This window comes from Streptomyces sp. NPDC088554 (assembly GCF_044752945.1).
In the GTDB taxonomy this organism is placed as follows: domain Bacteria; phylum Actinomycetota; class Actinomycetes; order Streptomycetales; family Streptomycetaceae; genus Streptomyces.
The window spans coordinates 217,189-241,723 of sequence record NZ_JBIVMF010000004.1; the positions used below are offsets into that span (position 1 = coordinate 217,189).

Here is a 24,535-nt window from a genome sequence, read left to right on the forward strand (position 1 = left end):
GCACGATCCGAACAGAAGGGGTGGACAGACCTGTGGAATTCACTTTCAGCGGACGGTTCGAGGTCCGAGTAACCCGCACCGACGTGGGCAAACGTGTATCAGTCAGACAACTGACCGGGGATGCTCGGGCCGGCGAGAAGTTCACCGACACGGTGGGCGTTCTCACATCGTGGGACAACGGTGTACTCCTGATCACGCGGCGGACCGGCGAGAGCGTCCGCATTCCGGAATCCGCCTTGGTCGCGGGCAAGGTCGTACCGTCCGCGCCTGCCCGGCGACGGGGACCCTCGGCGACGTTCGAGGAGCTGTCGCGGGTCTGCGCGCGGGCCTGGCGGCCGGTGGAGAGCGAGCGGCTCGGCGACTGGGAGCTGCGGGCCGCCTCCGGCTTCACCCGGCGCGCCAATTCCGTACTGCCGCTCGGTGATCCCGGACTGCCGCTCGACGAGGCGCTGACGCGGGCGGGTCAGTGGTACGAGAAGCGTGCGCTGCCGCTCTTCATACAGACCGCGACCGGCGCCGAGGGCACGCAGGAGCGGCTCTGCGCGGAGCTGGAGCGGCGGGGCTGGCTCCCGGAGGTGTCGACGGAGGTACGGACCGGCGCGCCGGCGCCGCTCGGCGACCGGGACTCCGACATCTCGGCCGTACGGCTGGAGCGGTCGGTCGACGATGCCTGGCTGCGGCGCTACCAGCGGTCCGCCGACCCCGGGCCGCATGTCCTGCACGTGCTGAACAGCGGCCCCTCGGTCTGGTTCGCGACCGTCCCCGGGGAGGGCGCCGTGCCCGCGGCGATCGGCCGGTGTGTGGTCGACGGGCGCTGGGCCGGGTTCATGGCCGTCGAGGTCGACCCCGCGTACCGTCGCCGAGGGCTGGCCACGGCCGTGATGACGGCGCTCGCCCGGCGCGCGCTGGAGGAGGGCGCGTCGGCCGCCTGGCTCCAGGTCGAGGCGGACAACACGGCGGCACGCGTCCTGTACGACGGCCTGGGCTTCGCCGTCCACCACCACTACCAGTACTTCCGGGCGCCATGAGCGGGTACGAGGCCCCGCCGCCCGCCGGCTCCGCCGACCGGCGCCGCCGATTCGCCGAGGAGGTCCGCGCGGAGCGGCCCGATCTGGCGACCCTCTGTCTGCTGGTGGGCGCGGAGGGCGAGCCCGCGCTCGGCGAGGCCGGGATCGACGCGGCCCAGACCGAGCTGGACCGGCTCGCCGGACTGCTGCCCTACGGCGTCGTCGGGGCGCGGGCCTGGGCGGCGGCGCTCGGTGACCTCCTCGGCGCCCGCTACGGCTTCCACGGCTCCGCCGCCGACTACCAGCGGCTGGAGTCCTCGCTGCTGCCCGCCGTCCTGCGCCGCCGGCGCGGGCTGCCGATCCTGCTCTCCGTGGTGTGGATCGAGGTCGCCCGACGGGCCGGGGCGCGGGTGTACGGGGTGGCCCTGCCCGGCCACTTCGTCGTGGGCCTCGGCGACCCGGAGGGCCCCGGTGGTCCCGTACTCGCCGATCCGTTCGCGGCCGGGCGGATCCTCGCGGGCGCGGACGCCGAGCGGCTGGTCGCGGACGCGACGGGCGCGGCGGCGGGGCCGCTCGATCCGGAGCTGCTGCGGCCCGCCGATCCGCTGGAGATCATCCAGCGGGTCCTGAACAACATCCGCGCCTGGGCCACCGCCCGCCCGGAACGTACCGATGTCGCCCTCTGGGCGGTCGAGCTGTCCCTGCTGCTCCCCGCCCATCCGGCCAGGCTGCGCTACGACCGCGCCCAATTGCTGGTCCAGCGCGGGCACTTCCTGCACGGCGCGGCGGAGCTGGACGAGTACGCGCGCGTGGTCGAGACCGTGGAGCCCGCGACGGCGGAGGCCGTCCGCGCCCGCGCGCGGGCGGCTCGGGCGCGGCTGAACTGAGCCGTCAGGCGGGCAGGGCGGCCCAGAAGCGGGTGAGGGCCCGGCGGCACGCTGCGGGTCGTACACCCCGATGGCGTCGGTGACCCAGCTGCGCAGCAGCTCGGGGCGGCGCAGCTGCCGCGTTCACCACATGGCCGCCGCCCCAGTTATGGCCGACCGGGTGGACGGGGGTGCCGATCGCTTCCAGCTCGGCGACGAGCCAGTACCGGTACTCGGTCACGGTGGCGCCGCCCCTCCGGTACGGGCGCGCCGAAGCCCGGGGGCGACAGCCGGGCCGCATCGTCACGCCCCGGCTCCGCGACCGTGCGGCCCGACCCTAGGCCCGCCATCCTGCGGCGTACATGACACGCCGAAGCCCCCGGCCCGGTACGGACGGGGGGGTTCGGCGGGACGGGAACTCAGCTGGGGTCGAGGGCGATCGTCTGGGTGCGCTCGACGGGCGTCCTGCCACGCAGGGCCTTCTGCATCGCCTGGGCCACATCCGCGGAGGAGACGGGGTACTGCTTGCCGTCGCCCTTGGTGATCGTGATGCCGTCGAAGACGCCTTCGAGGAGCTGGTCGATGGCGTTCCTGTCGTACACCTCGACGAGTTTTCCGTCGATCGGCTTCATCGAGAGGATCTTCGGCAGCGATCGGGCGGGACCGAACTGGATCTCCTTACCGCCCGCCCTGATCGTGATCAGACCGGACATCGCGGGCTCGGCGAACTCCTTCATCGCCCGGTCCAGCTCCGTCTGGTCGATCGTCGGCTGACGGGTCGCCACGGGCAGCTCGACGGCGTTCGGCTCGCCCGTCTGGACCTGTGTGCGGTACGCGTCACGGGTAGCGATGATCGAACGGTTGACGTCGAGCGCCTTGCCCGCCCGGCCGGGGACGGCGACGGCCTTGTCCGGCTCGAACCTGATGGTCCCGTCGGTGGCCGAACCCGAGACGCCCGCCAGATCGGTCAGCGCGGCGGTCAGCTTCTCGTCGTCGACCGGGATCACCGGCTCGGCGACCCTGGCCTCGCCGAAGAGCGAGCCGATGACCGAGATCGGGTTGTAGTCGCTGCCCGCCGCCTTGCGGACGGTGGCCTGGCTGTCGAGGCTGAGCCCCGCCTTCTCCGGGGCCAGCTCCTCCGTCTTCCCGCCGATATTGAGCCGCAACGGGGCGACGGCGCGTTTCCCGAGGGTGGCGTCGAGCTTGGCGACGGCTTCCTCGCGGGTACCGCCGCCGATGTCGACGCCGAGGACGGTGGTGCCCTTGGGGACCTCCGAGTGGTTCATCAGCAGGCCCGCGCCGTAGAGCCCGCCGACCGCCACGACGGCGGCGACACCGAGGAGCGTCAGCTTCGAACGCCCCTTCTTCTTCGCGTTCTTCGCGGGCGCGGCGGCCGGAGCCGGGGCCCTGGTGCCCGGGGCGCCCTGCGCCGAGCCGACCCCACCGGGGAAGTCCGGCGCGGAGAAGCCCTGGTCGGACGCGCCGCCCGGTGCTCCCCCGCCGGGGAAGGGCGAGCGGTGCTCCGCCGGGACCACGGGGATCCCGCTGGTGAGCGTGGCCCCGGAGAGCTGGCCCGAGGGGTCGGGCGCGAGCTGCTGCGGGGTCAGTACGGCGGTGTCGTCGGACATCCTCGGCGCGCCGCCGAGGGACCCGGACGGGGTGCCGAACGCCATCCCGCCGGTGACCGGCCCCGCCGTGGGGCCCGTGGGGCCCGTGGGGCCCGCGCCGGGGGTCGGAATGCCGTACGGCGGGGTGGTCGGGCCGCCGTTGGGCGCGAAGCCGTTGGGTACGGATCCGCTGGGCGCCGACCCGTTGCCCGCCGACCCGTTGCCCGCTGTCCCGTTGGGCAGGAACGCGTTGGGGGCCGACCCGTTGGCGGGCGCGCCGCCGGGGGCGAAGCCGTTGGCGCCCGGGGCGAAGCCGCCCGCCGCCGCTCCGGAGGCGCCCGCTCCGGAGGCGAACCCGCCGCCGAGCGTGGAACCGCCCTGCGACGGCTGTCCCTCGGAGGCGTACGCGGACTCCGGGCGACGCTCCTCGTCGGGCACCCCGGCGACCGCGGCCGCCCCGGCGCTCATCCCGGCAGCGGTGCCCGGGGCCGCCTTGCGCGGCGCGAACCAGTCGTTGCCCGACTTGCCCTCGGGCGGGCCCTCCTGCGGGGTCTCGGCGGCCCGCTCCCGCTCCTTGGCCTCGGCGGCGGCCCTGGCCACGTCGGGCCGGGGGATGGCCGCCGTACGCTCGTTGGCCGCGACGCCCTTGCCGTTGGTGTCGCCGTCGCCCATGGGCGTACGCATCACGACAGGCGGAATCGGCCGCGAACCCGGGATGTTGATCCGGATGCGCGTGGTCAGCGTGGTCTCGGTCTTGGGCTCGTCCGGCTGGGTGCCGGGCCCGGTCTCTGTCTCCTCCGGAGCGTCCTGCTGGGGATGCAGCGACGGATACTGGCGGGATCCGTACGGCGGTGTCCCCGAGGGGTACGCGGCTCCGCCGCGCCCCTGGGGCCCGGAGGACGAAGTGTCAGTTTCACGACTCAAAGCAGGTTCTCCCGGTTGGCTCCGCCGCCCGTTCCACTGGTACTCAACTGTTCAGGTTCCCCTGTGCCGGAGGCGAGGGGGAGGCCCGGAGCGCGCACCACGATACTGGCCGCCGCCGACAGAGACCCGGCGACCGTGGGAAGCGATGCTCCGCCGACCGTACGACCGAGGTCAATTCAGCGGCAGCCGGGCGCGTCACTTCCCCATGCGCTTCCCAATACGGCCGGACTGGGCGCCCGGTTGCGGCAACCGCGACATCGTGGCACACATCACAGCCACCAACATGCCGCCGAGCAGGTAGACCAGCGGTCCGATACCCGCCGAGAAGGCCGCGTCGCCCTCCGGGCGGCCCGTGCTCAGCAGGATCGCGGCGCCCAGCCAGCCGGTCGCCGGCGCCCCCACGCCGAGCTGTGTGCCGGTCGCGTACAGCCCTCCGTAGAACACTCCGGCGGTGGCCAGCAGCGCGAGCAGCAGCCCGCCGGGGAACCAGCCGCCCTGGACGAGCGAGCCCGCGACACCGACGAGCGCGCCGAGCACCATGAGCCCCGAGTAGGCCGCGATACGGGCGGGTCGGGGCGGTCCTGTCAGGAAGCCGCCCACCGGCTGCCGCCCGCTCACGCGCCCGCCGCCGAAACGCCCGGACCGGCCGGTCCGGCAGGTCCGGCAGGTGCGGCAGGTGCGTCGGCGATTCCGGCGAAGAGATCGCTCTCGCGTTCGCCCTCGGGCGCGCCGGACACACCCTGGACCAACTGGTAGTACTCACCACCGAAGATCGGCTGACCGAGGTCGTTGGAGAGCGCGAAGAAGGGCCCGTCCACGGCGATTTGGGTGGCGTGGGCGCGCATCGCGGCCGATTTGCCGGGCCCGTACCGCACCGCGTCGATCTCCGCGGTGATCTCGGCGTCCGGGACCACTCCGGGGATGTCCTCGACCGCGGCGATACCGGGGAAACCGGCGTCGGATGCACGCAGCCGGGCGAAGCCCTCCTCGGCGACCGAGCGGGGCATGCGGTTCCAGTAGATCTTGTCGATGGCGTGCGGGGCGCCCAGCTCGGGCCGGAACCCGCTCTCGGCCGCCAGCTCGGCGGCGCGCATGGCGACGCGGTGGGCCTGGATGTGGTCGGGGTGGCCGTACCCGCCGTTCGGGTCGTACGTGACGAGCACCTGCGGACGTACCTCACGGATCACCTCGACGAGGTACCCGGCGGCGTCGTCGAGGTCCGCCTGCCAGAAGGCGTTCGCACGGTCGTTCTGCACGACGCCCATCATCCCGGAGTCCCGGAACCTGCCGGGGCCGCCGAGGAAGCGGTGGTCGGTGACGCCCAGCTCCTTCATCGCGGCGGCGAGTTCGCCGATGCGATGGGTGCCGAGGGTGTCGTCGCGGTCGGCCGCCAGATGGGCGAGTTCGGGCAGGATGACCTCGCCCTCCTCGCCGAGCGTGCAGGTCACCAGAGTGACCAGGGCGCCCTGGGCCGCGTACATCGCCATGGTGGCGCCGTTGTTGATCGACTCGTCGTCCGGGTGCGCGTGCACCAGCAGCAGACGACGGGCGGGGAGATCGGTCATGGAGGACAGCCTACGAGCCGGGGGCCGGGCACGCCGGACAGCCCCTCGGCCGGTGGGCGGTGACGACGGCCGAGGGGATACGGCCCGGAGGGGCCGGGGGCGGCGCTAGTGCCGCGACCGGCAATGTCCACCCGGGGCAAAGCTTGCCGGGAGGGGCACTAGACGAGTCATTCCGAAGCCCGCCTGCGGGGAGGCGCCATGCACGCACATCCGCGGCGTTGTCGTCGGTCAACGACGCTCCGCGTCGCTTCCCTCCTCCGCCTTGCGGCTGCACGCACCTGACACCTCCCCGCCCGCCCCGAGGGGGCGGACGGCGCTACTTTCGGAATAACTCGTCTAGAACTTGATGCCGCCGATCATCCCCGCCACGTTCGTGGTGAGTTCACTGATGGTGGGAGCGATGGATGAACTGGCGATGTAGAACCCGAGCAGCATGCAGACCACCGCGTGTCCTGCTTTGAGCCCGGATTTCCGGACCAGCAGGAAGACGACGATCGCCAGCAGCACCACCACGGAGATCGAGAGTGCCACGGCGGTTCACCTCCATAGATATTCGGTCGGGAAAACGCAGCATGCATGTGCCCGGCAGATCCATACCCACCTATCGCTACGGATCATAACTATCCGTGGATACGCATCGATCGGTGCACGGCAGCACATGGGGGCGCACAAACGCCCAATTGCCCGCTAGGTTCGGGTGTATGACCTCGCCGCAACAGCTCCCGTTCCCACGTCAGCACGCCAGAACCCAGCGGTTCTCCCTCGGTTCGCCGCGTTCGTTCACGGTCTCGCCCGACGGCTCCCGGGTGGTCTTCCTCCGCTCCGGATCCGGTGCGGATCGCGTAAACCGCCTCTGGGTACTGAATGTTGAGGAATCCTCCGAATCGGTCGCCGCCGACCCGGACGTTCTGCTGGGCGGTGGCGAGGAGCGGCTCCCGCCCGAGGAGCGGGCGCGGCGTGAACGCAGCCGTGAGGGCTCTGGAGGCATCGTGGGATACGCGGTGGACGCTCAGGTCGAACTGGCCGCGTTCGCGCTCTCAGGGCGCCTGTACGCGGTCGAGCTGCGGGCCGGGACGACGACCCCGCTGGACACCCCCGGGCCGGTGATCGACCCGCGTCCCTCGCCCGACGGGCGGCACATCGCGTACGTGGCCGGCGGGGCGCTGCGGGTGACCGGCGCGGACGGCCGGGACGACCACGAGGTGGCGGGGCCCGGGGAGGGCGGGAGCGGCGGGATCACCTATGGCCTGGCCGAGTTCATCGCCGCCGAGGAGATGAGCCGCGACCGCGGCTTCTGGTGGTCCCCCGACTCCGACCGGCTGCTCGTCGCGCGGGTGGACACGGCGGAGGTGCGGCGCTGGTGGATCTCCGACCCCGCGCACCCGGACCGCGCACCCGTCGCGGTGGCCTATCCGGCGGCCGGGACGCCCAACGCCGAGGTGCGGCTCCTGCTGGTGGGGCTGGACGGCGCGCGCACGGAGGTGGTCTGGGACCGGGCCGCGTATCCGTATCTGGCGCGGGTGCACTGGTCGTCGGCGGGCGCGCCGCTGCTGCTGGTCCAGAGCCGCGACCAGCGCGACCAGCTGCACCTGGCGGTGGACACGGAGACCGGCGCGACCACGACCGTACGCCGGGACGAGGATCCGGCGTGGCTGGAGCTGCTGCCCGGGGTGCCCGCCCGGACACCGGACGGGCGGCTCGTCCGGATCTCGGACGAGACGGGCGTCCGGGCGCTGGTGGTCGGGGACCGGCCGCTGACCGGGGCGCGGCTGCATGTGCGGTCGGTGCTGGACATCGGCGAGGACGACATCCTGATCACGGCGTCGGCGGGCGAGGAGGCGCGGGCCGACGGGGACGGCGACGGGGACGGGGACGGCCGCGAGATCGGCGAGATCCATGTGTACCGGGTCGGCGAGCTGGGCGTCGAGCGGTTCTCGGCGGGCGCGGGGGTGCACTCCGCCGTACGTACGGGCGCGGTGACCGTCCTGGTGTCGGCCGTGCTCGGGACCCCGGGATCGTCCGTCCAGGTCTTCAAGGACGGCGAGCCGGTGGCCCGGATCGGGTCGTACGCCGAGCGGCCGGTCCTGACCGCGCGCCCGGAGCTGACCGAGGCGGGCGCGCGCCGCATCCCGTGCGCCGTGCTGCTGCCCACCGGCTACCGCGCGGCGGACGGGCCCCTGCCGGTCCTGCTGGACCCCTACGGCGGTCCCCACGGCCAGCGGGTGCTCGCCGCGCAGAATCCGTACCTGGTCTCCCAGTGGTTCGCCGACCAGGGGTTCGCGGTGCTCGTCGCGGACGGGCGGGGCACCCCCGGACGGTCGCCCGCCTGGGAGAAGGCCGTCCACCGGAATCTGCTGCTCACCCTGGACGACCAGGTCGAGGCGGTCCAGCAGCTCGCCGGACGGTTCCCCTTCGACCTGGGGCGGGTGGCGATCCGCGGCTGGTCGTACGGCGGCTACCTGGCCGGGCTCGGGGTGCTGCGCCGCCCCGATGTCTTCCACGCGGCGGTCGTGGGCGCCCCGGTGACCGATCTGCGGCTCTACGACACGCACTACCAGGAGCGCTATCTCGGCACCCCGCAGGAGAACCCCGAGGTGTACGCGGCGCATTCGCTGGTGACGGACGAGGGGCTGTCGGCCCCGGAGTCCCCGGCGCGGCCGATGATGATCATTCATGGGCTCGCCGACGACAACGTGGTGGTCGCGCACACCCTCAAGCTCTCGGCGGCGCTGCTGGCGGCGGGGAGGCCGCACGAGGTGCTGCCGCTCACGGGCGTGACGCACATGACCCCGCAGGAGCAGATCGCGGAGAACCTGCTGCTGCTCCAGGTCGACTTCCTGAAGCGGTCGCTGGGCATGCCGTAACCCCGCGGAGGGGCCCGGAAGCACGGGTAACCGGCCGGGTCTCCTGGAAGCCCCGGCCGGTTCACGGCACCCGCACGGCCGTACGTTGTCCAGCCTGACGGGTCCGTATATCGGTCAAGGGTCCGCGAAGTTGCTTGCATGTTAACGAAATTAATGCGCTTTATGACGTTTCGTCCTCATCCGTACTCGTGGGTACGGTCTGCCGCTCCGCCGCGAAATGGCAGGCCGAGGCGTGCACGGCGGGCCCCTCCGCGTCCCGGAGGACCTCCGGGACGGCGAGCAGCGGCTCCTCCACCACGCACCGCTCCTGCGCCTTCCAGCAGCGGGTACGGAACCGGCACCCGGAAGGGGGATGCGCCGGGGACGGAACATCCCCCACAAGGATGATCCGCTCGCGGTGCTCGCGGGCGGTCGGGTCGGGCAGCGGCACGGCGGAGAGCAGCGCCTGGGTGTAGGGGTGCGTGGGGTGGTCGTAGATCTGGGTGTCCGTGCCGATCTCGGCCACCCTGCCCAGATACATCACCCCGACCCGGTCGGAGATGTGCCGGACGATCGACAGGTCGTGCGCGATGAAGATGTACGAGAGGTCGAACTCGCTCTGGAGTCGCTCCATCAGGTTGATGACCTGGGCCTGGACCGAGACATCGAGCGCCGAGACCGGCTCGTCGGCGACGATGATCTCCGGCTGGAGGGCGAGCCCGCGCGCGATCCCGATGCGCTGGCGCTGACCGCCGGAGAACTGGTGCGGATAGCGGTTGATGTACTCCGGGTTGAGCCCGACCACATCCAGCAGCTCCCGGACCCTGCGCCGCCGGTTGCCCTTCGGCGCCACCTCGGGATGGATCTCGTACGGCTCGCCGATGATGTCGCCGACCGTCATCCGGGGGTTGAGCGAGGTGTACGGGTCCTGGAAGACCATCTGGATGTTCCGGCGCACCGCCTTCATCGCCCGCCCCGACAGCCGGGTGATGTCCTCGCCCTTGTAGCGGATCGTGCCGGAGGTCGGGCGCTCCAGATTGACCAGCATCTTCGCCACGGTCGACTTGCCGCAGCCGGACTCCCCCACGATGCCGAGCGTCTCGCCGGGCGCCAGGTCGAAGGAGACGCCGTCGACCGCCCGCACCGCCCCGACCTGCTTTCTGAACAGGACGCCCCGGGTGAGCGGATAGTGCTTGACCAGGTCCCGTACCTCCAGGAGGGGTTCGGTGGCGGGCCGGGCCGAGGTGGCGCCGGCCGGGGTGGGTTCAGCCATCGAGCGTCTCCTTCCAGAAGAAGCAGGCGCTGCGGCGTCCGCCGCCCACGTCGAACAGCGGGGGTACATCGGTCCGGCACACGTCCTGGGCCATCGGGCAGCGGGGGTTGAAGGCACAGCCGGGCGGGATGTGCAGCAGGTTGGGCGGGAGCCCCTTGATCGCGTACAGCTCCCGGCCCTTCTGGTCCAGCCGGGGGATCGACTCCAGCAGACCGCGTGTATAGGGGTGGGCGGGCGCCTTGTAGATGTCGTGCACCGGGGCGGTCTCCACGATCCGGCCCGCGTACATCACCGCGATCTTGTCGGCGACGTCCGCGACCACCCCCAGGTCGTGGGTGATCAGGATCAGCCCCATGTTCAGCTCGCGCTGGAGCTCGGCGAGGAGGTCCATCACCTGGGCCTGGACGGTGACGTCCAGCGCGGTGGTCGGCTCGTCCGCGATGATCAGCGAGGGTTCCAGCGCGAGCGCCATCGCGATCATGATGCGCTGGCGCATACCGCCGGAGAACTGGTGCGGATAGTCGTTCACCCGCTCCTCGGCCGCCGGGATCCTGACCCGGTCCATCAGCTCGACGGCCTTCGCCCGCGCCTGTTTGCGGTTCATCCCCCGGTGGACGATGAACATCTCGCCGAGCTGGGCGCCCACGCTGAGAACGGGGTTGAGGGAGGACAGCGCGTCCTGGAAGATCATCGCCATCTCGGCGCCCCGGATCCTCCGCCGCCGCTCCTCCTTGAGCTTCAGCAGGTCCTCGCCCTTGAACAGCACTTCGCCGCCCGCGACCCGGCCGGGCGGCGAATCCAGGATCCCCATGATCGCCTGCGCGGTCACGGACTTGCCCGAGCCCGACTCCCCGAGCACCGCGAGCGTCTCCCCGGGCTCCACCGAGTAGGTGACCCCGTTGACCGCCTTGGCGATCCCGTCCCTGGTGTGGAACTCCACCTGAAGATCGCGCACATCGAGCAACATGTCCCTGCCTCCTCAGCGCAGCTTGGGGTCGAGGGCGTCGCGCACCGCGTCGCCGAGCATGATGAAGGCGAGCACGGTGAGCGCCAGCGCGGCGGCCGGCCAGAGCAGCATGTGCGGGGCGTTGCGGATGTACGGCGAGGCGTCCGAGATGTCGATCCCCCAGGACACGGTGGGCGGTTTGAGCCCGACGCCGAGGTACGACAGGGTCGCCTCCAGCGCGATGAAGGTGCCGAGCGCGATCGTGGCGACGACGATCACCGGCGCGACGGCGTTGGGCAGTACGTGCCGCAGCATCATCCGCGCGTTGGAGGCACCCAGCGCGCGGGCGGCCTGGACGAAGTCGTTCTGCTTGATGGTGATGACGGACCCCCGGGCGATCCGGGAGATCTGCGGCCAGTTGAACAGCACCATGAAACCGATCAGGGTCCAGACCGTGGCGCTGGGCACCACGGACAGCAGGACCAGACCGCCGAGGACCACCGGAATGCCGAAGAAGATATCGGTGATCCGGGAGAGGATCGCGTCCCAGAATCCGCCGAAGAACCCGGCGAGACCGCCGAGGACGGAGCCGACGACCGCGACCCCGAGGCTGGCGAGCACACCGACGACGACCGAGGTCCTGGTCCCGTAGACCGTACGGGTGTAGACGTCGCAGCCCTGGCCGTTGTAGCCGAAGGGGTGGCCGGGCTCCGAGCCCTGCTGGGCCTTGGCGAGATCGCAGGAGAGCGGATTGCCGTCGGCGATCAGCGACGGCCAGATCGAGATGACCACCAGAAAGAGGATGACGAGCCCCGAGACGATGAAGACCGGGTTGCGGCGCAGATCGCGCCAGGCGTCCGACCAGAGGCTGCGCGGCCGGCCCGCCGCCCCGCCGTCGATTCCCCGGTGCCCGTCGGGCCCCTCCGGGCCCTGGTTCAGGGTCAGCCCCTCACTGGTGGCGAGCTCCATCGCGCCGCCCGCGCCGGTCGCCGCGATGGCTCCCTCGTCGGGGCGCGGCAGCTGTGGTTCAGGCATACCGGATCCTCGGGTCGAGAACGGCGTACAACAGGTCGACCAGCAGATTCGCCACAAGGAAGACGATGACGAGCACGGTCACGAAGCCGACGACGGTCTGCGTGTTCTGACGCAGGATGCCCTGGTAGAGCTGGTATCCGACGCCATGGATATTGAAGATCCGCTCGGTGACGATCGCCCCGCCCATCAGGGCGCCGATGTCCGTACCGATGAAGGTGACCACGGGGATCAGCGAGTTCCGCAGCAGATGCCGGGTGATCACCCGGTGTCTGGGCAGGCCCTTGGCGACAGCGGTACGGACGTAGTCGGAGCGGGCGTTCTCCGCGATCGAGGAGCGTGTCAGCCGGGTGACGTACGCCAGCGACACCGAGGCGAGCACCAGCCCCGGCAGGATCAGCTGGTCGAGCGGCGCCTCGGGCGCGACGGACGGGTCGATGAGCTTCCACTTCACCCCGAGCAGCAGCTGCGCCAGCAGCCCGGTGACAAAGGTCGGCACGGCGATGATCACCAGGGTCAGCATCAGTACGGAGGTATCGATCGGGCGGCCCCGGCGCAGCCCGGTGATGACGCCGAGGACGATCCCGATGACGATCTCGAAGACGATGGCCACGATCGTGAGCCGGATGGTGATCGGGAAGGCCGAGCCCATCAGGTCGATGACCTTCTGACCGTTGAAGGCGGTACCGAAGTCCCCGGAGAAGACATGCCCCATATAGGTCAGGTACTGCTGCCACACGGGCTTGTCGAGGCCGAACTCCTTGCGCAGCTGAGCCTCGGTGGCCGGGTCGCACTGCCGGTCGCCGCAGAGGCCCGCGATGGGGTCGCCCATCACATTGACCATCAGGAAGATCAGCAGGGTGGCGCCGATGAAGACGGGGATCATCTGCAACAGGCGCCGGATCACGTAACGTCCCATGAACGGCTCCAGGGGTGGTGCGGCCCGGTAGAGAGCCCTAGCCGACCTTGATCTCGTTGTAGACGGGGACGCTGAAGGGGTTCAGCGCGACGTGGGAGACCCGGTCCGAGTACCCGGCGCTGCCGTTCTGGTACCAGAGCGGGATGGCCGCCATCTGGTCCCGTAGAACACCTTCCGCCTGCTGGAACTTGCTGACCGCCGCCTTGGTGTCGGTCTCCGCGTTGGCCTCGTTGACGAGCTTGTCGAACTCGGGGTTGCTCCACTTGCCGTCGTTGGACGAGGCGTTGGTGTAGTAGAGCGGCTGGAGGAAGTTCTGGATCAGCGGGTAGTCCATCTGCCAGCCCGCCCGGAACGGTCCTGTCAGCTTCTTCTGGCCGATCTGGTTGCGGAAGTCCGCGAAGGTGCCGACCGGACTGCCCACGCACGCCTTGTCATTGCCCAGCGTGTTGTTGACGCTGTTGCAGACGGCATCGACCCACTCCTTGTGCGAGCCGGTGTCCGCGTTGTACGTGATCCTGAGCCGGCCGCCGGGGATACCGCCGCCCTCCTGGATCAGCTTCTTCGCGGCGGCCGGATCGTACTCGCAGGCCTTGCCGCAGAGCCCGGCCTTGTAGCCGCCGGACGCGCCGAGCACCGGGGAGGTCCAGTCGGTCGCCGGGGTACGGGTCTTCTGGAAGATGGTGTCGGTGATCTGCTTGCGGTTGATCGCCATGGAGAGCCCGGTACGGACCTTGACGGCGTTCGGGGTGTTCCACGCCTTGTCGTAGTAGGGGAAGGCGAGGGTCTGGATGATGCCCGCCGGGGTGTTGATGTACCGGCCGCTCAGATCCGCCTTCACGTTCTTGAGCTGCGCGGCGGGGACGTCGTCGACCAGGTCGAGGTTGCCCGCGACCAGATCCGTGTAGGCGGTGTTGTTGTCCGTGTAGACCTTGAGGTCCACACCGCCGTTCTGCGCCTTGTCCGGGCCGGGGTACTTCTTCCAGGTACGCAAGGACATCTGGGAGCCCTTGGTGTAGTTCTGAACGGTGTACGGGCCGTTGCCGATGGGCTTGGAGAGCCAGGCCGCGTGCTGGTCGTAGAACGCCCTGGGCAGTGGCGCGAAGGCCGGGTACCCGAGGGTGTCGGGCCAGGTGGAGAAGCGCTGCGACAGCTTGACGGTGAACGTCCGGTCCCCGGTGACCTTGAGCCCCGACAGTGTCGTCGCGGTCGGGTTGCCCGTCTCCGGGTGGACCTTGTCGTACCCGTCGATGTACTGGAAGAAGTACGCGTTCTTCTGGTTGTTCCGCAGATCCGCGCCGTAGTTCCAGGCGTCCACGAAGGACTTCGCCGTGACCTTCTCACCGTTGCTGAAGGTCCAGCCGTCCTTGACGGTGACGGTGAAGTTCGTCGAGTCCTTGGTCTCGACCTTCTCCGCGACCGCGTTCTCGGCCTTGCCGGTCTTCGGGTTGTACCGCTTCAGCCCCCGGAAGATCATGTCGAGGACCTTGCCGCCCTGGACCTCGTTGGTGTTCGCCGGCTCCAGCGGGTTCTGCGGATCCCCCCACGAGGAGCGCACCACGCCGTCGGCACCACCACTGCCGCTGCCGCCGCCGGATCCCCCACCACCACAGGCCGTCGCCGCGAGGGCCACGGCCACCGCACACGCGGCCCACTTGGCGTGCGTAGCTCCACGCATGAAGTGCCTCCTCATCAGGCGCAAGTCTCACTTGATACCAAATACACCCCACACAGTGACGAACCGCACCTTTATGACGGCTGGACGGGCGGTCAGACCGGGAGCGCGTCCTCCCAGGTGTCCGCCGAGCCGCGGAGCGGCCTCCGCCTCCTGAGGACCGGTCCCGACGCGGGCGGTCACTTCCAGCGGTCCTGCACCTCGACGACCTCTCACCGCCGAAAGGCCCGCGCCCGGGTTTCGTCCCCGGGCACGGGCCCTTACGTACCTCTCCTACGCGCCTCTACCTACAGGCGAACGCGTCACGCCTCGTCGGACACCTGCTTCTCGATCGCCACCAGCGCCGGGTCCAGGACGATGTCCTCGTCGCGCGGCGCGGTGGACGGCTCCTCCGGGAAGTGGCAGGCCGTCAGATGGCCGTCGGCGCTGTTCGAGAGCTGGACCAGCGGCGGCTCCTCCGAGGCGCACTTGTCCTGCGCCTTCCAGCAGCGCGTACGGAACCGGCAGCCGGACGGGGGCATGATCGGCGAGGGGACGTCGCCGGAGAGCCGGATCCGCTCCTTCTTCTCCAGATCGATGTCCGTCTCGGGCACCGCCGACAGCAGGGCGTGGGTGTACGGGTGCCGCGGGCGGTTGTAGAGCGAGTCGCGGTCGGCGACCTCCACCACCTTGCCCAGGTACATCACGGCGACCCGCTCCGAGAAGTGCCGCACGATCGCCAGGTCATGGGCGATGAAGACGAAGGCGATCCCCAGATCGCGCTGCAGGTCCTGGAGCAGGTTGATGACCTGCGCCTGGATGGAGACGTCCAGCGCGGAGACCGGCTCGTCCGCGACGATCAGCTTCGGCTCCAGCGCGAGCGCGCGGGCGACGCCGATGCGCTGGCGCTGGCCGCCGGAGAACTCGTGCGGGAAGCGGTTGTAGTGCTCCGGGTTGAGGCCGACGATCTCCAGCAGCTCCCGGACCCGCGCCTCACGGCCACCGGCCGGCTTGATGTTGTTGATCTCCATCGGGCTGGAGATGATCGTGCCGACCGTCTGCCGCGGGTTCAGCGAGGCGTACGGGTCCTGGAAGATCATCTGGATCTCGGACCGGATCGGCGCCAGCTGCTTGCGGTTGGCGTGGGTGATGTCCTGGCCGTTGTACGTGATCGTGCCGCCGGTCGGCTCCAGCAGCCGGGTGAGCAGTCGGCCGGTGGTCGACTTGCCGCAGCCCGACTCGCCGACCAGGCCCAGGCTCTCACCCGGATAGACGCTCATCGTCACGCCGTCGACGGCCTGGACCGCGCCGACCTTCCGTTTGATGGGAAAGCCACCGTAGATGGGGAAGTGCTTGGTCAGGCCCTTCACTTCGAGCAGCGGCTCGGTCGCGGCGGGGTCACGGCGCGGGGAAACCGCGTCCGTGACGGTGGTGGTGGTGTTCTTCTCGCTCATGGTCATAGCCCCAGTTGCCGGTACATCAGCCCAGCCGGGGCTGAATCTTCTCGATGAAAACCTGCTGCTTGCGGTCCGCCGTCAAATGGCACGCGGAGCCTCGTCCTTCGGGGAGCAGCGGGCGCTCGTTCGAGCAGCGTCCACCCTCGACCAGGTCGACGTAGTCGCACCGCGGGTTGAACGCGCAGCCGGTGGGCGGGTTCAACAGGCTGGGCGGGGTGCCCGGAATGGGCCGCAGCGGCTCGTTCACATCGGAGGTGAGCCGCGGCATCGAACCGAGCAGGCCCCAGGTGTAGGGGTGCTCCGGCTTCTTGAGCACTTCGCGTACGGAACCGCGCTCGATGGCCCGGCCCGCGTACATCACGAGCAGATCGTCGGCGAAGTTGGCCACGACACCGAGGTCATGGGTGATCAGGATGATCGCGGAGCCGAACTCCTGCTGGAGGTCCTTGAGCAGGTCGAGGATCTGCGCCTGGACGGTCACGTCGAGCGCGGTCGTCGGCTCGTCGGCGATCAGCAGCTCGGGGTTGCAGACCAGCGACATGGCGATCATCGCGCGCTGGCGCATACCACCGGAGAACTGGTGCGGATAGTCGTCGACGCGGCTCTTCGGGTCCGGGATGCCGACCTTGCCCAGCATCTCGATGGCCCGCGCGCGGGCCTCCTTCTTGCTGGCGCCGGTGTGCTTCATGTACGGCTCGGCGATCTGCCGGCCGACGGTGTAGTACGGCGACAGCGCGGTCAGCGCGTCCTGGAAGATCATCGCCATCTTGTTGCCGCGGAGCTGTTCGAGCTGCTTGCCCGAGACATCCGTGAGGTCCTGGCCGTCGAGCAGGATCTCGCCCTGGATCGCCGTGGACTGCGGGTTGTGCAGCCCCAGGATGGACAGGTTGGTCACGGACTTGCCCGAGCCCGACTCTCCGACGATGCCGAGGGTCTGGCCCCGCTGGAGGTCGAAGGACAGCCCGTCCACGGCCTTGACGATGCCGCCCTCGGTGGAGAAGTGGACACGCAGGTCGCGTACCGAGAGGAACGCGTCCGACCCGTTCGGGGCCGTGGCGTCCTCGGTCTTGGTGAGTGTGGTCACGGTCGTACTCCTAGGACAGACGCACGCGCGGGTCGATGATGGCGTACATCGCGTCCACGATGACGTTGAACAGAAGGATGAAGGCCGCGCTGACCACCATGACGCCCATGGTCAGCGGCAGGTCCTTGTACATGACCGAGTCACGGGCGAGCAGACCGATGCCGGGCAGTCCGAAGGTGATCTCGGTGACCATGGCACCTCCGAAGAGCGCGCCGAGGTCCATGCCGAGGATGGTGACGATCGGGATGAGCGAGCCGCGCCAGGCATAGCGGAAGAAGACGAAGCGGCTGCTCATGCCCTTGGCACGGGCCGCTCTGACGTGCTCTTCCTGGAGCTGTTCGATCATGGTCGAGCGTGCCATACGGGTATAGCTGGCGGTGAAGATCACCGACATCACGACCCAGGGAATCAGCAGACCCATGAACCAGCCGCTGGGGCTCTCGCTGAACGGGACCCACTTCGGCTTGTCCAGCCAGCCGGTGCTGTAGACGAAGAGACCGAGCATGACCGGGCCGAGGAAGTAGATCTGGAGCGAGCTGAGCACCAGGGACGCGGAGCTGAACGCCTTGTCGGTGAAGGTGCCCTTCTTCCACGCGGCGATCATGCCCGCGCCCAGACCGAGGATCAGGAAGACGATGAGGCCGCCGACGGAGAGGGAGAACGTCAGCGGGAAACGGTCGACGATGGTGTCCCAGACCAGCTGCTGGTTGTTGAAGGAGACACCGAAGCAGGGCGCCGCGCAGTGGCCGACGGCGAAGTCACGACCGGCGAAGATGCCGACGAGGAAATCCCAGAACTGCACCGGCACCGGCTTGTCGAGGCCGAGGTTCTGGTGGATCACCGCCAGCGCGTCCGGAGTGCAGTTCTTGCCGCACGAGAGCAGGGCAGGGTCCTGCGGAATGGCGAAGAACATGAAGAACGTGACGGCGCTGATCAGAAAAAGCGTCAGGACTGCGCCGAACGTCCGGCGAAGGAGGAATTGAAGCATTGGCTGGTCGCTGCTCTCAGGACGGCGGCTGTGAGGGGGTCGAGAGGAGAGGATCGGCGGACCGGAGGTGCGCGCTCCGCCGTGCGCGCACCTCCGGAACCTGCCTACGCGGTGCTTACTTCTTCAGGAAGAGACGCGTGACGTCGATGTAGCTGGAGTCCGACGAATAGCGGGCGCCACCGACGTTGGAGCCGAAGATCTGGAACACCTTGGTGTAGTAGATCGGCGCCGCCGGGTTGATCCGCTCGACGATGTCGTGGTGCAGCGCGGTCCACGCCTTCTGGGCCTCGGCCGGGTCCGTGATCTTCAGGATGCGGGCGATCTCGGCGTTGACCTTGGGGTCGTTGATGTGCGAGTAGATCGACGAGCCGTCCTGGAGCTGCTTGCCGTCGTACAGCGGCGGGATGACGGTGGAGGCGGACGGCCAGTCCTGGCCCCAGCCGGTCATGTAGAGGTCCAGGCCGTTGTCGACCTTGCCGACCTGCTCGTACCAGGTGGAGGAGTCGATCTCCTTCTTGACCACGTCGAGGCCGATGGCCTTCAGACGGTCGGCGATGACCACGGCCTGCTGCTGGCGGACCGGGGTGTTGCCGTACGCGTAGATGACCTTCTGGCCCTCGGCGCCGGCCTCCTTGATCAGCTCCTTGGCCTTCTCGATGTCGCCGTTGGGCTTCTTGAGCTTGCCGAAGGGGTCGTAGTCCTTCTCGTAGCCCGGGGTGGTCGGGGACATCAGACCGGTCGCGGTCTCACCGCCGTAGGCGCCACCGTCGAGCTTGTAGATCTGGGCGCTCGGCATCGCGTACGTGATGGCGTCGCGGACCTTCTTGTTCTTCATCCGGTCGAGGTTGAAGTTGAGCTGCCAGACGTAGGGCGCGTAGCCCTCGATCGTCCGCTTCTTCGCCTCGGGGTCCGAGATGACGTTGCGCACCTGGTTGGTGGAGACCTGGCCGGTGAACATCACGGTGTTCTTGGCCTCGCCGCGGTCGGCCAGGATGGTCTTGGTCTGGTCGTCGTCGTCGTGGTTGTACTCGATGTTCCAACCGTCGACGTACTGGTGGCGGACCGAGTCGGTCTTCGGGTCCCAGTTCGTGTTCTTGACCAGCGTCATGGACTTGCCGGGCTTGAAGTCCTTGATCTTGTACGGGCCGGTCGCGACCGGGGCCGTGTCGTACTTCTCCTTGGTGTCCGTCTTCTCGGGGACCACGGAGTAGCCGGGCATCGCGAGCGCCTGCGGCAGGTCGGGCTGCGCGTCCTTGAACTTGAAGACGATGGTCTTCGCGTCCGGGGTCGCCAGGACCGAGTCGGGCAGGTGCTTGCCCTTGAACGGGCCGTCGGGCAGCGCCTTGCGGTACGTGGTGCCCGTACCGGACAGCCACTGCTGGATGTACGTCGGGCCGTCCGTGATGAACGGGGCGTACATCCGCTCGATCGTGTGGCGGATGTCCTTCGAGGTGATCGGGGAACCGTTCTGGTCCTTCAGCCCGTCCTTGAGCGTGAAGGTCCAGGTCTTGCCGCCATCGGTCTCCTTGCCGGAGTCGGTGGCCAGGTCGCCGACGAGGGTCTGCTTGCCGTTGTCGTCCTCCTGGTACTGGGTCAGACCGCGCTGGAGGAGTCTGTCGAGGAGCTTCCCGTCGCTGACGTAGGTCTGGCCCGGGTCGAGGTGCGAGAAGTCGGCCTCCTGGAAGACGGTCATGGTGCCGCCGGTCTTGGCACCGGGAACCTCGGCCGCCGGACCGGTGGACGCCTTGGCATCGCCGTAGGTCACGGAGGCCGACTGCTTGGCGGCGTCCTCCTGAGTCTTGCCCTTGTCCTTGGTCGCGGTGTCGGTGTTACCGCCACAGGCGGTCAGCGCGAGCGAACCGGCCGCCAGGGCGACGACGACAGCACGTGTCCTGCGTGTGCCAAAGATGCTCATGAGATGAGTACCCATCTGTCAGTAGTGATCCAACTGTGCTGCCGGCGCATCCGGTTGTGGACCGGCGGCCGGGGAGCAGCTATCCCTCAACCAGGACGTCAGCGTCCGGACTTCGGGTCGAAGGCGTCTCGTACCGAGTCGCCGAGAAGGTTGAACGCCACGACGAAAATGACCATGGCGACACCCGGGAAGAGCATGTAAACCGGGTCCTGCTCGTAGATACCGGCGCCGGTGGCGAACATCCGTCCCCAGTCCGGGGTGGGTTCGACATAGCCGACACCCACGAAGGAGAGGAAGGCCACCGAGAGAATGGTGGACGGCAGCAGCAGGGTGGCCTGCACCAGGATCGGTGTGACCAGGTTGGGCAGCAGCTCCTTGCGGATGATCCGCCAGGGAGAGGCGCCCGCGATCTTCGCGGCCTCCACGAACTCCCGCTCGCGCAGCGACAGGGTGGCCGCGCGGATCAGCCGGGCGAGGCCCATCCAGCCCAGGAACGACAGCACCGTAATGATCGCCATGGCACGGAGCGAGGTGGGGGTCTCCTCGTCGGGGCGGACGAACGCGGCCACGATGACCGGCATCGAGGCGATGAAGAAGAGCTGGCTGGGGAAGCCCAGCAGGAAGTCGGTGAACCGGCCGAGCCAGTAGTCGATCCTGCCGCCGTAGTACCCGCCGATCAGCCCGACCAGCACACCCACGAGGACCATCAGAACGGTGGCCGCCAGCGCGGTGTAGATCGAGGTGCGCATGCCGTAGACGAGCTGCATGAACACGTCCCGGCCGAGGTTCGGCTCGATGCCGAACCAGTGATCGGCGGATATGCCCCCCGCCACCCCGGTCGGCATGTTGAACTCGTCGAGCAGGTCCAGGTTGTCCTGGCCGTACAGGGTGTAGGCGTCCTTGCCGTACACCATCTTGATCACCGGCGCGAGAAGCGCGACCACGAAGAAGAAGATGACGACAATGGCCGAAATGATCCCGGTACGGTCCCGCTTGAAGCGGCGCCACATCAACTGGCCGGGCGAGAGCCCGGCAGGCGTCTTGGCCTCGTGGGTCCCGTCCTTCGACACGTTGTCCGCGCCGGGAAGGGTGGACGCCTCGGCGTCCTCGGTCTGTACTGGACTTGTCACGATCGCTCTTCCCCCATGGGGATCACAACCGCGCGTCCGACCCATTTGGCGCTTATGGCACCACGCATGGGGTCCTCCTCATGAGTCCACTTGTCACTACGAGAAGGGCACTATCTACGCGCGCTGACACCCCTGACAGTGCGCTTTTTCCAGTACCCCGAAGTGTGCTGTGCTCGCGAGTCTGCACCCCCCACAGCGCATGACTCATTGACCCGAGCTCATTGGCCAACTATTAAGTAACACCGAGCCGTAAACCACACTTAAAGTGTCTCGTTTTGGCAACGCACTCGCACGGCTCTGCCCGAAATGCGGACAAAGTGAGCGCAGACAGACACCCGCGAAACGGACTGTTAACACGTGATGCGGAGATTCCGGTTCGACATCCGGACACCCGGTCCGGGAAAAACAGTTGCGCAGAGCGAGGACGTCTGCACAGAAAGACGCCCCGGTCACCCGCGCGATGCGCGCGGGTGACCGGGGCGTCTTGACGGCCCGAGCCGGCAGCGGGTCAGCAGTACTTCTTCTTGACCACGGCGGCGAGCGATCCCTTCGGCACGGTCGTACCGCAGCGGACCCCGCCTTCCGTGGGAACGGTCCAGCTGACCGCCTTGCCCTCGCGCCCGGTCGCGATCCACTTCGTGCCACGGTCACAGCGCCACTGCGTGTAGTAGCCGGACGCCCTTCGCGTGCCCGAGTACAGCACGTACGTGCCGTTCTTCGACAGCTTGTAGGTGACGGACTCGGACTTCTTGTTCGTCGACTTCTTCTCGGCCTTCAACTCCAGGCCGAGGCTGCCCTCCAGGCTGCCGATCACGACGCTGCCGCTGACCTTCGCCCCCGCCGTGGTCGACACCGAGGCGGTGATCTCACTCACCTTCTCGGCGCTGTAGGTCTTGCTCGCCGTGCCCCCAGTGTAGTTCTCCAGCACCTTGCGGTGCGTCACCACCCACGGCTTCTGGGCCGAGAACCAAGTGAGCTTGGTCATCCCCGGGTTGCACATCGGATCATTGCTCGCCGGAGCCGCCACGGCCGGAGCCGCCAGCATGCACGACGCGGCCGTTCCCGCGAGGACCAGAGCTACTGCCTTACGCATAATTCCCCCATTCACTGACGCAAATAATCACGTCAGCCCCGTTGGTGCCGCCCTGCGAATCTTGGCAACGAAGCCATTATTTCAGCACACCTCGGTGCCACTCAAGTGATTTGAGGATCCATTGAGGTAGGTGGGTTGAATGGTCTCGACCGCAAACCGGCCCGGCCCGCTCCCTCCATACGTTCGGGGGGAGCGGGCCGGGCCGTCAGCCGTAAGAACCCGTGCGTCAGCCGTTCTTGGCGCGGGAGGCGGCGCGGCCGCGGAGCTTCTGGTCGAGGACGACCTTGCGGATACGGACCGTCTCCGGGGTCACCTCGATGCACTCGTCGTCGCGGCAGAACTCCAGGGACTGCTCCAGCGACAGCTTCCTGGCCGGCACCACGTTCTCCGTGGTGTCCGCGGAAGCGGCACGCATGTTGGTGAGCTTCTTCTCCTTGGTGATGTTCACGTCCATGTCGTCGGCGCGCGAGTTCTCGCCGATGATCATGCCCTCGTAGACCTCGGTGCCGGCCTCGGTGAAGATGACACCGCGCTCCTGGAGGTTGACCATCGCGAACGGCGTCACCGTGCCCGCGCGGTCCGCCACCAGCGAGCCGTTGTGACGGGTGCGCAGCTCGCCGAACCACGGCTCGTGGCCCTCGAAGATGGAGTGCGCGATGCCCGTGCCGCGGGTCTGGGTCAGGAACTCCGTACGGAACCCGATGAGTCCGCGCGAAGGAACGATCCACTCCATGCGGATCCAGCCCGAGCCATGGTTGGTCATGGTCTCCATGCGGCCCTTGCGGATCGCCATCAGCTGGGTGATCGGGCCGAGGTGCTCCTCGGGGGAGTCGATCGTCATGCGCTCGATCGGCTCGTGCGTCTTGCCGTCGACCTGCTTGGTGACGACCTCCGGCTTGCCGACGGTCAGTTCGAAGCCCTCACGGCGCATCTGCTCGACGAGGATCGCCAGCGCCAGCTCACCGCGGCCCTGGACCTCCCAGGCGTCGGGACGCTCGGTGTCCAGGACGCGGAGCGAGACGTTACCGATCAGCTCGCGGTCGAGACGGTCCTTGACCTGGCGGGCGGTGACCTTGTGGCCCTTGCCGCCCTTGCCGACCAGCGGCGAGGTGTTGGCGCCGATGGTCATCGAGATCGCGGGCTCGTCGACCGTGATCAGCGGCAGCGCGATCGGGTTCTCCGGGTCGGCCAGGGTCTCGCCGATCATGATGTCCGGGATACCGGCGATGGCGCAGATGTCACCCGGGCCCGCCTTCTCGGCCGGCTTGCGGGTCAGCGCCTCGGTCATCATCAGCTCGGTGATGCGGACGTTGGACTTCGTACCGTCACGCTTGATCCAGGTGACGGTCTGACCCTTCTTCAGCTCGCCCTGCTCGACGCGGCAGAGGGCGATACGGCCGAGGAAGTTGTCGGCGTCCAGGTTGGTGACATGGGCCTGGAGCGGCGCCTCCTCGTCGTACTCCGGAGCCGGGACGTGCGACAGGATCGTGTTGAAGAACGGCTCCAGGTTCTCGCTGTCCGCCGGGACCGTGCCGTCCTCCGGCTTGGTCAGCGAGGCGATGCCGTCCCGCGCGCAGGCGTAGACGATCGGGAACTCGATCTGCTCCTCGGTCGCGTCCAGGTCCAGGAAGAGGTCGTACGTCTCGTCGACGACCTCGGCGATCCGGGAGTCCGGGCGGTCCGTCTTGTTGATGCAGAGGATGACCGGCATCTTCGCCTGGAGCGCCTTGCGGAGCACGAAGCGGGTCTGCGGAAGCGGGCCCTCCGAGGCGTCGACCAGCAGCACCACGGCGTCGACCATCGACAGACCGCGCTCGACCTCGCCGCCGAAGTCGGCGTGGCCGGGGGTGTCGATGATGTTGATCGTGATCGGGTCGCCACCGGTCTTCGGGTGGTACTTCACGGCCGTGTTCTTGGCCAGGATCGTGATGCCCTTCTCACGCTCCAGGTCGTTCGAGTCCATCATCCGGTCATCGAGGTGCTCGGCGGCGTGCGCGGCGAAGGCGCCGGCCTGCTTCAGCATGGCGTCGACCAGAGTGGTCTTGCCATGGTCGACGTGGGCGACAATGGCGACGTTACGGATGTCGTGGCGCGTGGGCATGCTGGCTGGCGCTTCTCTCGATCGTGGGTGCGGCGTTGTTTTCCTCGTACGCCCGCCGGGCGGACACGCCACGGCTAACCCCATCGTACGGGGCTGACGCGCCGGGGGCTTCCCGGGACGATCGGAGAGGTGTA

At 68.8% G+C, this 24,535-nt stretch carries 20 protein-coding genes; 3 read left to right on the top strand and 17 right to left on the bottom strand.

Annotated elements, in window-relative coordinates; translation table 11 throughout:
• Positions 1-32 precede the first annotated feature (32 nt).
• Both ACIP8W_RS06660 and ACIP8W_RS06665 read left to right on the top strand, forming a co-directional pair.
• On the top strand, positions 33-1,028 hold the full coding sequence (locus ACIP8W_RS06660) for a GNAT family N-acetyltransferase (protein WP_402202172.1): 996 nt from the start codon (positions 33-35) through the stop codon (positions 1,026-1,028).
• A complete protein-coding gene (locus ACIP8W_RS06665; RefSeq protein WP_401947080.1) occupies positions 1,025-1,894 on the top strand; it encodes a transglutaminase-like domain-containing protein in 870 nt (289 codons plus the stop codon). The genes ACIP8W_RS06660 and ACIP8W_RS06665 overlap by 4 nt, the downstream gene beginning before the upstream one ends.
• 4 nt (positions 1,895-1,898) lie before the next feature.
• Here ACIP8W_RS06665 and ACIP8W_RS06670 read toward each other — a convergent pair whose 3' ends face one another.
• The 5 genes from ACIP8W_RS06670 to ACIP8W_RS06690 all read right to left on the bottom strand — a co-directional run bounded on the left by ACIP8W_RS06670 (position 1,899) and on the right by ACIP8W_RS06690 (position 6,500).
• Positions 1,899-2,114, bottom strand: a complete 216-nt coding sequence (locus ACIP8W_RS06670; RefSeq protein WP_402202174.1) for a hypothetical protein — start codon at positions 2,112-2,114, stop codon at positions 1,899-1,901.
• 178 nt (positions 2,115-2,292) lie between these two features.
• A complete protein-coding gene (locus ACIP8W_RS06675) occupies positions 2,293-4,404 on the bottom strand; it encodes a hypothetical protein (protein WP_402202176.1) in 2,112 nt (703 codons plus the stop codon).
• Between the two features lie 195 nt (positions 4,405-4,599).
• Entirely contained in the window at positions 4,600-5,022 is a 423-nt protein-coding gene (locus ACIP8W_RS06680; protein ID WP_401947086.1) for a DUF6113 family protein, read from the bottom strand.
• Positions 5,019-5,969, bottom strand: a complete 951-nt coding sequence (gene mshB, locus ACIP8W_RS06685; protein ID WP_401947089.1) for an N-acetyl-1-D-myo-inositol-2-amino-2-deoxy-alpha-D-glucopyranoside deacetylase — start codon at positions 5,967-5,969, stop codon at positions 5,019-5,021. Before mshB ends, ACIP8W_RS06680 begins: the two co-directional genes overlap by 4 nt.
• Before the next feature lie 336 nt (positions 5,970-6,305).
• Positions 6,306-6,500: a hypothetical protein gene (locus ACIP8W_RS06690; protein ID WP_388815399.1), complete on the bottom strand. Its 195-nt coding sequence runs from the start codon at positions 6,498-6,500 to the stop codon at positions 6,306-6,308.
• 170 nt (positions 6,501-6,670) lie between these two features.
• Between ACIP8W_RS06690 and ACIP8W_RS06695 the strand changes: the two genes are divergently transcribed.
• Positions 6,671-8,833, top strand: a complete 2,163-nt coding sequence (locus ACIP8W_RS06695; protein WP_401947092.1) for a prolyl oligopeptidase family serine peptidase — start codon at positions 6,671-6,673, stop codon at positions 8,831-8,833.
• Between the two features lie 160 nt (positions 8,834-8,993).
• Here ACIP8W_RS06695 and ACIP8W_RS06700 read toward each other — a convergent pair whose 3' ends face one another.
• The 12 genes from ACIP8W_RS06700 to typA all read right to left on the bottom strand — a co-directional run bounded on the left by ACIP8W_RS06700 (position 8,994) and on the right by typA (position 24,401).
• Positions 8,994-10,085 (bottom strand): ABC transporter ATP-binding protein, encoded by a 1,092-nt coding sequence (locus tag ACIP8W_RS06700; RefSeq protein ID WP_401947094.1) that lies wholly within the window; start codon positions 10,083-10,085, stop codon positions 8,994-8,996.
• Positions 10,078-11,052: an ABC transporter ATP-binding protein gene (locus ACIP8W_RS06705; RefSeq protein ID WP_401947097.1), complete on the bottom strand. Its 975-nt coding sequence runs from the start codon at positions 11,050-11,052 to the stop codon at positions 10,078-10,080. The genes ACIP8W_RS06700 and ACIP8W_RS06705 overlap by 8 nt, the downstream gene beginning before the upstream one ends.
• A 12-nt stretch (positions 11,053-11,064) precedes the next feature.
• Positions 11,065-12,066, bottom strand: coding sequence for an ABC transporter permease (locus tag ACIP8W_RS06710; RefSeq protein WP_401947100.1), 1,002 nt, complete (start codon positions 12,064-12,066; stop codon positions 11,065-11,067).
• A complete protein-coding gene (locus tag ACIP8W_RS06715; protein WP_401947102.1) occupies positions 12,059-12,982 on the bottom strand; it encodes an ABC transporter permease in 924 nt (307 codons plus the stop codon). The genes ACIP8W_RS06710 and ACIP8W_RS06715 overlap by 8 nt, the downstream gene beginning before the upstream one ends.
• Positions 12,983-13,019: 37 nt before the next feature.
• Complete coding sequence (locus ACIP8W_RS06720; RefSeq protein ID WP_401947104.1) at positions 13,020-14,657, bottom strand: ABC transporter substrate-binding protein; 1,638 nt, start codon at positions 14,655-14,657, stop codon at positions 13,020-13,022.
• A 299-nt stretch (positions 14,658-14,956) separates the two neighbouring features.
• The gene (locus tag ACIP8W_RS06725; protein WP_402202179.1) at positions 14,957-16,087 is read right to left on the bottom strand and encodes an ABC transporter ATP-binding protein; all 1,131 of its coding nucleotides are present in this window, start codon (positions 16,085-16,087) and stop codon (positions 14,957-14,959) included.
• 25 nt (positions 16,088-16,112) lie between these two features.
• On the bottom strand, positions 16,113-17,174 hold the full coding sequence (locus ACIP8W_RS06730) for an ABC transporter ATP-binding protein (RefSeq protein WP_402202181.1): 1,062 nt from the start codon (positions 17,172-17,174) through the stop codon (positions 16,113-16,115).
• A 10-nt stretch (positions 17,175-17,184) separates the two neighbouring features.
• The gene (locus tag ACIP8W_RS06735) at positions 17,185-18,162 is read right to left on the bottom strand and encodes an ABC transporter permease (protein ID WP_402202183.1); all 978 of its coding nucleotides are present in this window, start codon (positions 18,160-18,162) and stop codon (positions 17,185-17,187) included.
• A 115-nt stretch (positions 18,163-18,277) separates the two neighbouring features.
• Positions 18,278-20,077: an ABC transporter substrate-binding protein gene (locus ACIP8W_RS06740; RefSeq protein WP_402202185.1), complete on the bottom strand. Its 1,800-nt coding sequence runs from the start codon at positions 20,075-20,077 to the stop codon at positions 18,278-18,280.
• 98 nt (positions 20,078-20,175) lie between these two features.
• On the bottom strand, positions 20,176-21,147 hold the full coding sequence (locus tag ACIP8W_RS06745) for an ABC transporter permease (protein WP_402202269.1): 972 nt from the start codon (positions 21,145-21,147) through the stop codon (positions 20,176-20,178).
• Between the two features lie 568 nt (positions 21,148-21,715).
• Entirely contained in the window at positions 21,716-22,300 is a 585-nt protein-coding gene (locus tag ACIP8W_RS06750) for a hypothetical protein (RefSeq protein WP_402202186.1), read from the bottom strand.
• Positions 22,301-22,526: 226 nt separating this feature from the next.
• Positions 22,527-24,401: a translational GTPase TypA gene (gene typA, locus ACIP8W_RS06755; RefSeq protein WP_401947125.1), complete on the bottom strand. Its 1,875-nt coding sequence runs from the start codon at positions 24,399-24,401 to the stop codon at positions 22,527-22,529.
• Positions 24,402-24,535: the final 134 nt, after the last annotated feature.